This window comes from Streptomyces sp. NRRL S-378 (assembly GCF_000720645.1).
Classification (GTDB): Bacteria; Actinomycetota; Actinomycetes; order Streptomycetales; family Streptomycetaceae; genus Streptomyces.
Window position 1 is genome coordinate 1 of sequence record NZ_JOBX01000105.1, and the last position, 12048, is coordinate 12048.

General features: G+C 72.5%; 11 protein-coding genes. 9 read left to right on the forward strand and 2 right to left on the reverse strand.

Annotated elements, in window-relative coordinates:
- The first annotated feature begins 105 nt into the window (after positions 1 to 105).
- From IH80_RS0136770 to ilvD, 4 genes are all read left to right on the forward strand, one after another.
- Positions 106 to 756, forward strand: a complete 651-nt coding sequence (locus IH80_RS0136770) for a DUF7691 family protein (RefSeq protein ID WP_030966208.1) — start codon at positions 106 to 108, stop codon at positions 754 to 756.
- A gap of 68 nt (positions 757 to 824) precedes the next feature.
- Complete coding sequence (locus tag IH80_RS0136775) at positions 825 to 1652, forward strand: sugar phosphate isomerase/epimerase family protein (RefSeq protein WP_030966209.1); 828 nt, start codon at positions 825 to 827, stop codon at positions 1650 to 1652.
- Positions 1649 to 2269 carry a TetR family transcriptional regulator gene (locus IH80_RS0136780; RefSeq protein WP_030966210.1) on the forward strand — a complete coding sequence of 207 codons (621 nt, stop codon included), beginning with the start codon at positions 1649 to 1651 and terminating at the stop codon, positions 2267 to 2269. The genes IH80_RS0136775 and IH80_RS0136780 overlap by 4 nt, the downstream gene beginning before the upstream one ends.
- Before the next feature lie 121 nt (positions 2270 to 2390).
- On the forward strand, positions 2391 to 4241 hold the full coding sequence (gene ilvD / locus IH80_RS0136785) for a dihydroxy-acid dehydratase (protein WP_030966212.1): 1851 nt from the start codon (positions 2391 to 2393) through the stop codon (positions 4239 to 4241).
- 169 nt (positions 4242 to 4410) lie between these two features.
- Here the strand turns inward: ilvD and IH80_RS0136790 are convergent, their stop codons facing one another.
- The gene (locus IH80_RS0136790) at positions 4411 to 6552 is read right to left on the reverse strand and encodes a serine/threonine-protein kinase (RefSeq protein ID WP_030966213.1); all 2142 of its coding nucleotides are present in this window, start codon (positions 6550 to 6552) and stop codon (positions 4411 to 4413) included.
- 106 nt (positions 6553 to 6658) lie between these two features.
- Here IH80_RS0136790 and IH80_RS0136795 point away from each other — a divergent pair, with 106 nt between their 5' ends.
- The 5 genes from IH80_RS0136795 to proC all read left to right on the forward strand — a co-directional run bounded on the left by IH80_RS0136795 (position 6659) and on the right by proC (position 10313).
- Entirely contained in the window at positions 6659 to 6961 is a 303-nt protein-coding gene (locus tag IH80_RS0136795) for an SH3 domain-containing protein (RefSeq protein ID WP_030966214.1), read from the forward strand.
- Between the two features lie 207 nt (positions 6962 to 7168).
- A complete protein-coding gene (locus tag IH80_RS0136800) occupies positions 7169 to 7750 on the forward strand; it encodes a hypothetical protein (protein ID WP_030966215.1) in 582 nt (193 codons plus the stop codon).
- A gap of 84 nt (positions 7751 to 7834) precedes the next feature.
- Positions 7835 to 8632, forward strand: a complete 798-nt coding sequence (locus tag IH80_RS0136805; RefSeq protein ID WP_030966216.1) for an ABC transporter ATP-binding protein — start codon at positions 7835 to 7837, stop codon at positions 8630 to 8632.
- On the forward strand, positions 8629 to 9366 hold the full coding sequence (locus tag IH80_RS0136810; RefSeq protein WP_030966217.1) for an ABC transporter permease: 738 nt from the start codon (positions 8629 to 8631) through the stop codon (positions 9364 to 9366). Before IH80_RS0136805 ends, IH80_RS0136810 begins: the two co-directional genes overlap by 4 nt.
- A 137-nt stretch (positions 9367 to 9503) precedes the next feature.
- A complete protein-coding gene (gene proC, locus IH80_RS0136815) occupies positions 9504 to 10313 on the forward strand; it encodes a pyrroline-5-carboxylate reductase (RefSeq protein ID WP_030966218.1) in 810 nt (269 codons plus the stop codon).
- A 74-nt stretch (positions 10314 to 10387) separates the two neighbouring features.
- On the opposite strand, the gene trpS is transcribed toward proC, so the two are convergent.
- Positions 10388 to 11386 (reverse strand): tryptophan--tRNA ligase, encoded by a 999-nt coding sequence (gene trpS, locus IH80_RS0136820; RefSeq protein WP_030966220.1) that lies wholly within the window; start codon positions 11384 to 11386, stop codon positions 10388 to 10390.
- Between the last annotated feature and the right edge of the window lie 662 nt (positions 11387 to 12048).

Consider the following 12048-nt stretch of genomic DNA (forward strand, 5'->3'; position numbering starts at 1 on the left):
GACCATAGGGGCGGCCACCGACACCCCGGCACCCCCGCACACCGACACCCCCGCACCCCGGCACACCGACAAGGCCTGTCAGTGCCGATGGGCAGGATGGTGACCATGAGTCACAACATTTCGTACGCGACGGCGGACAAGGCCCACGTGCTGGCCTTCCTCGGCGGCAAGGGCGACCTCACGGCGGATCAGCTGCGCCGGCTGGAGAGCATGCGCACGTACGCCCGGGCCTACCAGGACAACCTGGACCGCCAGGGAGTGGAGTGGGGGCTGTCCGTTCCCGATGCCCTGGAGCACCTGATCGCGGGCCGCACCGACTCGGACGCGGCCTGCGCGGGCAACGCCTACACCACCGCTCTGCAGTTCGTCATCGACTTCAACGCCTCCGACTCGATGCACCTGGGTACGTACTCCAGGCCCAGCACCTTCTTCGGCCTCGTGGACGACGAGATGCGCCGCCTCGGCGTACCGGCCGACCTGCTGCCCCACGGGTTCCTCTACGGCGGGCCGCCCGTCGAGTTCCCGGACATCCCCTGGTCGACGGACGGGTACCCGGCCATCGGCCACCTGCCCCTCGCGAGGACCGGGGCCGCCGCCGAGGCATACCGTGCCGTCCTGGACCGGATGGACCCCGACTTCCGCTACGACGTGCAGGAACTCATCGAGAAGCTCGAGGAGGAGCACCGGGAGTGGGAGCGCGCGACGGAGAAGCTCGACTGGTACACCCAGGACACGCTCTTCTTCAGGCTCGTCTGACGGCCGGAACGGGGCCCGCGTGGCGGCCGTCACGTAGCGGGCGGGCGCGAGCCCCGTACCCTGTCCCCGTGGCAGAACCCGTCCGCATCCCGACCGCGAGAGTCGCCCTGTCCACCGCCTCCGTCTATCCGGAGTCCACGGCGACCGCCTTCGAGATCGCCGCGCGCCTCGGATACGACGGCGTCGAGGTGATGGTGTGGACGGATCCGGTCAGCCAGGACATCGACGCCCTGCGCCGTCTCTCGGACCACCACCAGGTGCCGATCCTCGCCGTCCACGCCCCCTGTCTGCTGATCACCCAGCGCGTGTGGTCCACCGATCCGTGGGTCAAGCTGCAGCGTGCCCGGTCGGCGGCCGAGCGGCTCGGCGCGTCCACCGTCGTCGTGCACCCGCCCTTCCGGTGGCAGCGCCAGTACGCGCGGGAGTTCGTCTCCGGCATCTGGCGGATGGCGGAGGAGACCGACGTCCGGTTCGCCGTGGAGAACATGTACCCGTGGCGGTACCGGGACCGCGAGATGCTCGCCTACGCCCCCGAGTGGGACGTGACGAAGGACGACTACCGGCACTTCACCGTCGACCTGTCGCACACCGCGACCGCCCGTACGGACGCGATCGCGATGATCGACCGGATGGGGGACCGGCTGGCCCACGTGCACCTCGCCGACGGCAACGGATCGGCGAAGGACGAGCACCTGGTCCCGGGCCGGGGTACGCAGCCCTGCGCCGAGCTGCTGGAACGCCTGGCCCGCAGTTCCTTCGACGGCCACGTGGTGATCGAGGTCAACACGCGGCGCGCGATGTCCTCCGCCGAGCGCGAGGCCGACCTCGCCGAGGCGCTGGCCTTCACGCGCCTGCACCTGGCCACTGCCGGGCGCGACAGGGCCCGGCGGCCGTGACCGGGGACAGCAGCCCGCGCCGCCGGGGGCCGGGCCGGCCCCGCCAGGACGAGGCCGAGGAGGGTCCGGGCACCCAGGAACGCATCCGGCTCGCCGCCCGTGAGGTGTTCGCCGAGCGCGGCTACGACAAGACGTCCGTGCGCGGCATCGCGAAGGTCGCCGGTGTGGACCCGGCCCTGGTGCACCACTATTTCGGCAGCAAGGACGACCTGTTCGCCGCGGCCATCGAGATGAGCATGGAGCCCGCCCTGGTGGTGCCCGCGGTCATCGGGGCCGGGCCGGAGGGCATCGGCGAGCGCCTCGCGCGCTATTTCCTCGGTGTCTGGGAGAACCCGGTCACCCGGGCCCCGCTGCTCGCCGTGATCCGGTCCGCGCTCACGCACGAGGCCGCCGCGAAGGTGCTGCGCGGACTGGTGCTGCGCCGGGTCCTGGAGCGGGTCGCCGCCGACCTGGACGTGCCCGATCCGACCTTCCGCGCCGAGCTGGCGGCCTCCCACATGGTCGGGATCGCGATCCTGCGCTACGTCCTGCAGGTCGAGCCCCTCGCGTCCGCGGACCCGGAGGACATCGTGGCGCTCGTGGCCCCTACGCTCCAGCGGTACCTGACCGAGGACTGAGCCGCCCGTCCCGCCATGCGGACATGCCGTCCGGATCCCGGGCGGTGGGCGTAGCCTCGTATCTGAGCCATATCCGCAGTCGCGGCTGACCGTACAGCCGTACTCATGGGGAGTGAACCGCATGCCCGAGTTGAGGTCCCGCACCGTCACCCACGGCCGCAACATGGCGGGCGCCCGCGCCCTTATGCGCGCGTCGGGCGTAGCGAGCGAGGACATCGGCAAGCCGATCATCGCGGTCGCCAACTCCTTCACCGAGTTCGTGCCCGGGCACACGCACCTGGCGCCCGTCGGCCGGATCGTCTCCGACGCCATCCGCGCGGCCGGTGCCATCCCCCGCGAGTTCAACACGATCGCCGTCGACGACGGCATCGCCATGGGCCACGGAGGCATGCTGTACTCCCTGCCGTCCCGCGACCTGATCGCGGACAGCGTGGAGTACATGGTCGAGGCGCACTGCGCCGACGCCCTGATCTGCATCTCCAACTGCGACAAGATCACCCCCGGCATGCTGATGGCCGCCATGCGCCTCAACATCCCGGCCGTGTTCGTCTCGGGCGGCCCGATGGAGGCCGGCCAGGCCATCCTCGTCGACGGCACCGTCCGCAAGCTGGACCTGATCGACGCCATGGTGGACGCCTCCAACGAGAACGTCTCCGACGAGGACGTGCTCCGCATCGAGGAGAACGCCTGTCCCACCTGCGGCTCGTGTTCCGGCATGTTCACCGCCAACTCGATGAACTGCCTCGCCGAGGCCATCGGCCTGGCCCTCCCGGGCAACGGCTCGGTCCTCGCCACGCACACCGCCCGCCGCGCCCTGTACGAGGACGCCGGCCGCACGGTCGTGGAGATCACCAAGCGGTACTACGAGGGCGGCGACGAGTCCGTCCTGCCCCGCAACATCGCCACCCGCGAGGCCTTCGAGAACGCCATGGCCCTCGACATCGCCATGGGCGGCTCCACCAACACGATCCTGCACCTGCTGGCCGCCGCGCAGGAGGCGGGCCTGGACTACGACCTCAAGGACATCGACGCCGTCTCGCGCCGCGTCCCGTGCCTGGCCAAGGTCGCCCCGAACGTGGCGCCCGGCGGCACGTACTACATGGAGGACGTGCACCGCGCCGGCGGCATCCCCGCCATCCTCGGCGAGCTGCACCGCGGCGGACTCCTCAACAAGGACGTGACGACCGTCCACTCCGAGGGCCTGGAGGACTGGCTGGGCACGTGGGACGCCCGCTCCGGCACGGCCAGCGAAACGGCCATGGAGCTGTGGCACGCGGCCCCCGGCTGCAAGCGCTCCGCCACCGCCTTCTCCCAGTCCGAGCGCTGGGACACCCTCGACCTCGACGCCGAGGGCGGCTGCATCCGCTCCGTGCAGCACGCGTACTCCAAGGACGGTGGCCTCGCCGTCCTGCGCGGCAACATCGCCGCCGACGGCTGCGTCGTGAAGACGGCCGGCGTCGACGAGTCGATCTGGACCTTCGAGGGCCCGGCGGTCGTCTGCGAGTCGCAGGACGAGGCCGTCGACAAGATCCTGCGCAAGGAGGTCAAGGCCGGCGACGTGGTCGTCATCCGCTACGAGGGTCCGCGCGGCGGCCCCGGCATGCAGGAGATGCTCTACCCGACGTCCTTCCTCAAGGGCCGTGGTCTCGGCAAGGTCTGCGCGCTGGTGACCGACGGCCGCTTCTCCGGCGGCACCTCCGGCCTGTCCATCGGCCACGCCTCCCCGGAGGCGGCGTCCGGCGGCGACATCGCCGTCGTCGAGAACGGCGACCGGATCCGCATCGACATCCCGAACCGGTCCATCGAGATCCTCGTCGACGAGGCCACGCTCGCGGCCCGCCACCAGGCCCTCGGCGGCGTGTACGCCCCGAAGAACCGTGAGCGCAAGGTCTCCGCTGCCCTGCGCGCCTACGCCGCGATGGCCACCAGCGCCGACAAGGGCGCGGTCCGTGACGTCACCCTGCTGGGCTGACCGGCCCGCCGACCCCGGCAGCGACGCCCCCGCACCACTCCGGTGCGGGGGCGCCCGCGTTTCCGTACAGGGGCCGTACCCGGGCCGTCCCGGGCCGTACCGGGGCCGTCCCCGGGCCGTACCGCGGCCGTCCTAGGCCGGCGCTCACCGGTCCGGGAGCGGGCCGCTTTCACCAGCGGGCGGGGTCGTCCGCGGCCACCGCGAACACCGATCCGTCGGGCGCGCCCGCGAACACCCGCCCGCCACCGGCCACGGGGGCCGGCAGCGTCGACGCGTAGGTGTCCTTGCCGTCGGCCATCCGCGGCCTGGTCTGGCCCGCAGGCCGGCCGTCGGCTGCATCGACGGCGAGCAGCCGCCCGTCCGGCGCCGTCAGGTGGACCCGCCCGTCGGCGACCACCGGACGGGAGGCCACCGTCACGCCCGTCTCCAGCCGCCACCGCTCCTTGTCCGGTCCGACCGCGACCAGCGCGCCGGAGGTCCCGAACAGGTACGTCACCCCGGCCCGGTCCACCGCCGCCTCCGCGTCGAACAGCGGCGCCGTGAGCTTCACCCGCTGTACGGTGCGCGCCCCGAGGTCGGCGCGCACGACGGCGGTGGCCCTGGAGGACGCGTCGAAGTCCATCAGGTACAGGCCGCCGCCCGCCGCGCCGACCGGCCGCAGCCGCCCCGCCGTACGGAGCTGCCCGCCGATGCTCCCGTTCGCCGGATCGACCGCGGCGAGCCGGGTGGAGCCGCTGCCGTCGGGCGTCGCCACGTACAGGTCGGGCGCCGCGCCGCCCTCAGGCCCGCCGCCGCTCCACCACACGGAGCCGACCCCGCCGATCTGCTGGGTCCAGCGCGTGGTGCCGGCCGCCGCGTCCAGGGCGGTGACGGCGCCGTTCGTGCCGACGAGCAGCACCTGCCCGCCCGCGGGCACCACCTGCGAGCCGGCGGGGAGCCGGTGCTTCCAGCGCTCGGCCCCCGTCGCCGGGTCCAGGGCCCGGAGGGTCTCGCTGCCCGGCGCCACGACGAGGACCCGCCCGCCGGCGTGCAGGGGCGCACCGACGGGCGTCGACCCCTTCACCGCCGCGGACGCGGGCGCCTCCACGGTCCACACCGTCGAGCCGTCCGCGGGATCGAGCCGGGCCGCGGCGACGCCCGGTCCGGCGCAGTACAGGGCCTCCGCCTGCCAGGAGCAGGCCCCGATCCGGTTGCCCGTCCCGGGCTCGCCCAGGGGGACCGACCAGGGGGCGAAGGTCTTCGCCGGAGCCGGATCCGCCTTCGCGGCGATCTGGGCGGGCGACGGCCCGGCGGCCGTCCCGTAGCGCAGGTAGCCGCCGACGGCGCCGCCCACGAGCAGCAGCCCGATCCCGGCCCCGACCGCGATCCGGGCCCGCCGCCGGGTCGGGGTCCGCGGCTCCGGCGCGATGGGGACCCGCTCCCTGCGATGGGTGAGCAGCTCGGCCCCGTCGGGCTGCCGCGGCCGGGGGATGAAGGCCTGGGTGTCCTCGGCGGTCGGGTAGGCGACCGCCCGCATCTCGGCGATCAGCTCCTCGGCGGTGGGCCTCTCCAGCGGGTCCTTGGACAGGCACCGTTCGACGAGCGGTACGAGCTGCCGGGGGAGCCCGGTGAGGTCGGGTTCGCTGTGCACCACCTGGTACGCCACCAGGTAGTGGCTGTCGGAGTCGAAGGGCCCGCGGCCCGTCGCCGCGTGCACGAGGACCGCGCCGAGGGCGAAGACGTCCGCGGCCGTTCCGACCTCGCGGGGGCGCTGGAACTGCTCGGGCGCCATGAACGGCGGGGTGCCGATCAGCTTCCCCGTTTCGGTCCGCAGATCGCTGTCGGCCGGGCGCGAGATCCCGAAGTCGATGACCCGCACGCCGTCGGGCGCCATCAGCACGTTGCTGGGCTTGAGGTCCCGGTGGACCACGCCCGCCCGGTGGATGTCGCGCAGCGCCTCCGCCAGGCCGGCGGCGAGCCGGGCCAGCTCGGTGCGGTCCAGCACCTGTTCCCGTACCCGTTCGGCGAGCGTGGGCGCGTCGATGAACAGGGTGGCCATCCAGGGCCGTTCGGCGTCGGGGTCGGCGTCCACGACGGGCGCGGTGAACGCCCCGCTCACCCGGCGCGCGGCGGTGACCTCCTGCCGGAAGCGGGCCCGGAACTCCGGGTCGACCGCGTGCTCGGGATGCACGATCTTTACGGCGAGTTTCAGCCCCGAGCCGGACGTGGCGAGGTGGACGACGCCCATCCCTCCGGAGCCGAGCACCGATTCGAGCCGGTACTGGCCGGCGTACTCCGGAAAGCCCGCGTAGTCCGCGCGCAGCGAATGCACCGCTCACCACCCCCGCCGGAGCCTAGTCGATGACCCGTACGCATCTCCAAGGTCCTGCTACCCTGCGCGAGTTGCGCACGGCAACGCCCATGGGGGGAGATTTCGCATGTCGGTCGAGAACGATTCGAGCCAAGTCCGGAGCGTGACTTCGGGCTCCGGCTACCCGTCCTATCCGGTCGCTCCCGGCTACCGCCTGAACGTCCGCAGCGGTCCCGGCACCAACTACTCGGTGATCGACGTCCTGCCGCTCGGCGCGACCGTCACGCTGCGCTGCCAGACCGAGGGCACGACGGTCTCGGGCCCCTACGGGACGACCGACATCTGGGACTGCATCGGGAACGGCCGGTTCGTCTCCGACGCCTACGTGAAGACGGGCAGCGACGGCTTCGTGGTCACGCGCTGCGGCTGACCGCGCCGAACGGGCCGACGGCGGAACGGGCCGCCGGGGGAACGGGCCGCGGCGGAACGGGCCGCCGGGGGAACGGGCCGCGCGGCCGTCCGACCCGGCACGCCGGGTCCCGTCCGTCCGCCGCGTCCGCCGCGTTCGACCCGTCTGACACGTCTGACACGTGAGACGCACCAGGCCCGACCGGCCCGGCGGGGGATAATCGCTGCTGTGAGCGACGACCAGCGAGACCAGACCCCCGCCGAGCCGGCCGGCGCGGCCGCCCCCGCCCGGGCCTCGGCCGCATCCGCGTCGGCGTCCGCGCCCGCCGCCGCGGTCCCCGCCGGCCCGCAGCCCGAGCCGATCCGGTACTTCGGTACCACCTGGGTGAACCACGAGAGCGGCTACGGCCTGCGCCGCGCCGCCGTCGCCGTCGGCTCCCTGGTCACGGCCACCGCCGCCGCCCTGCTGCTCCGCCTCTCCTACGAGGGCCTGGAGATCGGCAACGTCGGCCCCTTCCTCAGCATCTCCGTCGTCGTCCTCTTCGCGATCTCCAGCGCCATCGCCTTCGTCAAGACCTGGGACTCCTACAACCGGCGCCCGGCCCCGTCCTCCGACGAGGCCGCCCTCAAGGGGCTCAAGACGATCGGTTTCATCGGCTCCCTCATCGCGTACTCCCTGCGCTGCCTGACCGAGGCCCCCGGCGAGAAGCTCCGCCGCGCCGAGTACGAGCGCGCCCTCGCCGACTACGAGCGCCGCCGCAGCACCCGTACCGGCAACCCGGCCGCCCGCCGCCCCAAGCGCAAGAAGTAGCCGGCCGGCCCGCGGCCTGCTCCGCGCGTCGGCTTCCGTCCCGGTGATTGACGCCCGGGCGCCGCCGGGAGCATTATTCATCACATGATGAATAAGCAGCCCGAGGGAGACCAGGCCGCCGTGCACGCCCACGGCCTGACCGTCCGCCGCGGCACCGGCCGCACCCCGCGCACCGTCATCGCCGACATCGCCTTCGACGTCCCCCGCGGCCGCATCACCGGCCTCCTCGGCCCCTCCGGCTGCGGGAAGTCCACCCTCCTGCGCGCCGTCGTCGGCACCCAGGCCCATGTCACCGGCACCCTCGACGTCCTCGGCCGCCCCGCCGGCCACCCCGACCTCCGCTCCCGCATCGGCTACGTCACCCAGGCACCCTCCGTCTACGACGACCTCACCGTCCGCCAGAACCTCGACTACTTCGCCGCGATCCTCGACCCCGGCCGGGCCGCAGCCGCCCGCCGCGCCGACGCCGTACGCCGCGCCATCACCGACGTCGACCTCACCGCCCGCGCCGACGCCCTCGCCGGCAACCTCTCCGGCGGCCAGCGCAGCCGCGTCTCCCTCGCCGTCGCCCTGCTCGGCACCCCCGAGCTCCTGGTCCTCGACGAACCCACCGTCGGACTCGACCCCGTCCTGCGCCGCGACCTGTGGAACCTCTTCCACGACATCGCCGCCACCCGCGGCGCCACGATCCTCGTCTCCTCCCACGTCATGGACGAGGCCGAGCGCTGCCACGACCTGCTCCTCATGCGCGAGGGCCGCATCCTCGCCCAGGACACCCCCGACGCCCTGCGCACCCGCACCCACTCCGCCACCGTCGAAGAGGGCTTCCTCCGCCTCGTCGACGAGGCGAACGCCCTCCCCGCCCAGGAGCAGCCCCGATGAACGCCGCCCGCACCGCCGCCACCGCCGCCCGCGTCCTGCGCCAGCTCCGCCACGACCCACGGTCCATCGCCCTGATGATCCTGGTGCCCGTCCTGATGCTCACCCTGCTGCGCTTCGTCTTCGACGGCAGCCCCCGCACCTTCGACAGCATCGGCGCGTCACTCCTGGGGATCTTCCCCCTCATCACGATGTTCCTGGTGACGTCCATCGCCACCCTGCGCGAACGCACCTCCGGAACCCTCGAACGCCTCCTCGCCATGCCCCTGGGCAAGGGCGACCTCATCGGCGGCTACGCCCTCGCCTTCGGCGCCGTCGCCGTCGTCCAGTCCCTCATCGCCACCGGCCTCGCCCTCTGGGCCCTCGGCCTCGACGTCGTCGGCTCCCCCTGGCTCCTCCTCCTCGTCGCCCTGCTCGACGCCCTCCTCGGCACCGCCCTCGGCCTCTTCGTCTCCGCCTTCGCGGCCTCGGAATTCCAGGCCGTCCAGTTCATGCCGGCGGTGATCTTCCCCCAGCTGCTCCTCTGCGGCCTGTTCGCGGCCCGCAGCACCATGCACCCCGTACTCGAAGGCATCTCCGACGTCCTGCCCATGTCCTACGCCGTCGACGGCATGACCCAGGTCCTCACCCACACCGACATGACCGCAGACTTCGTCCGCGACGCCGTGATCGTCGCCGCCTGCGCCGTCCTCGTGCTCGCCCTCGGCGCGGCCACCCTCCGCCGCCGCACCCCCTGACCGGACCTCACCGGACCTGACCGCACTCCGGACGGCTCCACCCGGCCCGCCGCCCGGGTGCAAGGATGAGCACGCGTACGCGTACGCCCACGCCTACGCAGCCCAGGTGGAAGAACGTTCGGCGAGGTGAATCGGGCATGACCCAGACAGTCGCAGTCCTCGGTACCGGCAAGATCGGCGAGGCCCTGCTCAGCGGAATGATCCGCGGCGGCTGGCCCGCCTCCAAGCTCCTCGTCACCGCGCGCCGCAGCGACCGCGCCGAGGAACTCCGCACCCGCTACGGCGTCGAGGCCGTCTCCAACGCCGAGGCCGCCAAGCGCGCCGACACCCTGATCCTCACCGTCAAACCCCAGGACATGGCCAAGCTCCTCGAAGAGCTCGCCCCGCACGTCCCCGCCGACCGCCTCGTCATCAGCGGCGCCGCCGGCATCCCCACCTCCTTCTTCGAGGAGCGGCTCGCCCCCGGCACCCCCGTCGTGCGCGTCATGACGAACACCCCCGCCCTCGTCGACGAGGCCATGTCCGTCATCTCCGCCGGCAGCCACGCCACCGCAGGGCACCTCGCCCACACCGAGGAGATCTTCGGGGGTGTCGGCAAGACCCTGCGCGTCCCCGAGTCCCAGCAGGACGCGGCCACCGCCCTGTCCGGCTCCGGACCCGCCTACTTCTACTTCCTCGTCGAAGCCATGACCGACGCCGGCATCCTCCTCGGACTGCCCCGCGCCCAGGCCCACGACCTCATCGTCCAGGCCGCCATCGGCGCCGCCGTGATGCTCCGCGACAGCGGCGAACACCCGGTCAAGCTCCGTGAGGCCGTCACCTCCCCGGCCGGCACGACCATCAACGCCATCGTCGAGCTGGAGAGGCACGGCGTGCGCGCCGCCCTGATCGCCGCCCTCGAAGCGGCCCGCGACCGCAGCCGCGAGCTCGCCTCCGGCAACAGCTGAACCACGCGTACGCGTACGAGTACGGGTACGGATACGGATACGGGCCCCCGCCCCGCGGGAGCCCGTACCCCCGGCTACGCCCGGAGCAGCCCGATCGCCTCGTACGCCCGGTCCACCACGGGCCGCGCCAGCTCCCTGGCCCGCTCCGCGCCCTCCCGCAGCACCTTCTCCACCTGCGCGGGATCCGCCGCCAGCTCCGCGTGCCGCTCCTGCAACGGCCGCAGCAGCTCCACCACCGCGTCGGCGACGTCCCGCTTCAGTGCCCCGTACCCGCTGTACCCCTCGGCGAGCGCGGCCGGATCACCGCCGGTGCACGCCGCCAGGATGTCCAGCAGGTTCGCCACCCCGGGCCGGGCCTCCCGGTCGTGGACCACCGCGCCGTCGCCGCTGTCGGTCACGGCCCGCATCACCTTCCTGCGGACCACCTCGGGCTCGTCGAGGAGGTAGACGATCCCGGCCCCGTTCTCGTGGGACTTCCCCATCTTCGACGTCGGATCCTGCAGGTCCATGACCCGGGCGGCCACCGCCGGATGGGTGGCCTTCGGGACGGTGAAGGTGTGGCCGTAGCGCTGGTTGAACCGCACCGCCAGATCCCGGGTCAGCTCGACGTGCTGGCGCTGGTCCTCCCCGACCGGCACCTCCCCGGCCCCGTACGCCAGGATGTCGGCGGCCATCAGCACCGGATAGGTGAGCAGGGACAGGCGTACGCCGTCGCCGGCGGCCTGTGCCTTCGCCGCCTTCTCCTTGTACTGGATCATCCGCCGCAGCTCGCCGTCGGTGGCCGTGCACTCCAGCAGGTACGCCAGCCGCGTGTGCTCGTCGACGTGGCTCTGTACGAAGAGGGTGCAACGGTGGGGTTCGAGTCCGGCGGCGATGAGCAGCGTCGCGGCCTGCCGGCTCAGCCTCCGTACGCGCGCAGGTTCGTGCTCGACGGTCAGCGCGTGCAGGTCGACGACACAGAACAGCGCGTCGTCGGGCTCCTGGTCGGCCGCGACCCACTGCCGTACGGCACCCAGGTAGTTGCCCAGGGTCATGTGACCGGTCGGCTTGATCCCGCTGAAGATCCTCGTCATGTCCTGCTCTCCCTGTGAGTGTGTGAGTGGTGTCGGGCCACCGCGTCGGGCGGCGGCCGGGCCACTCCCGGAAGGGGGAGAAAACAGAACGGCCGCCGAGGCGGCGGCCGTGAGCGCATGCGTGCTCGTGTGGAAGGTCGGCCGCCGTCAGGCGGCCCACCAGCGAAGGCTGAGCGTGAGCGCATGCGTAGTCATGGGAGCCAGCGTAGACCGCCGGAGGGGAGGGCGGGGGGAGTTTGCCCCCACGGTGCGGCGACGGTCAGCCGGGGGTTGACACGGGTGTGCCCGGTCCGTAAGGTTCTTCGAGTTGTCCGACGTGAGCGCCGACCCCGGTCGGTCCCCGGACAGCCATTCCGCAACACACATTCGAACGAACGGCGCACTCTGTCGTCTCGTTTTCATGCGTATTTGCGAATGAGGAATCCGCGTCCGAGGACGCCGCCGCCGATTAGGTTCGGAGGCGAGGAATCCGCTACTGTCTCACTCGCCGCAAGGGCCCAACAGCCCGCGCAGCAGACCCGCTGACTGGGAGTCAGGCCCGAAAGGTTCTGATAGAGTCGGAATCGCCGGAAAGGGAAACGCGAAAGCGGAAACCTGGAAAGCGCCGAGGAAATCGGACATGAAAGAGTCTGATAGAGTCGGAAACGCAAGACAGCAGAACG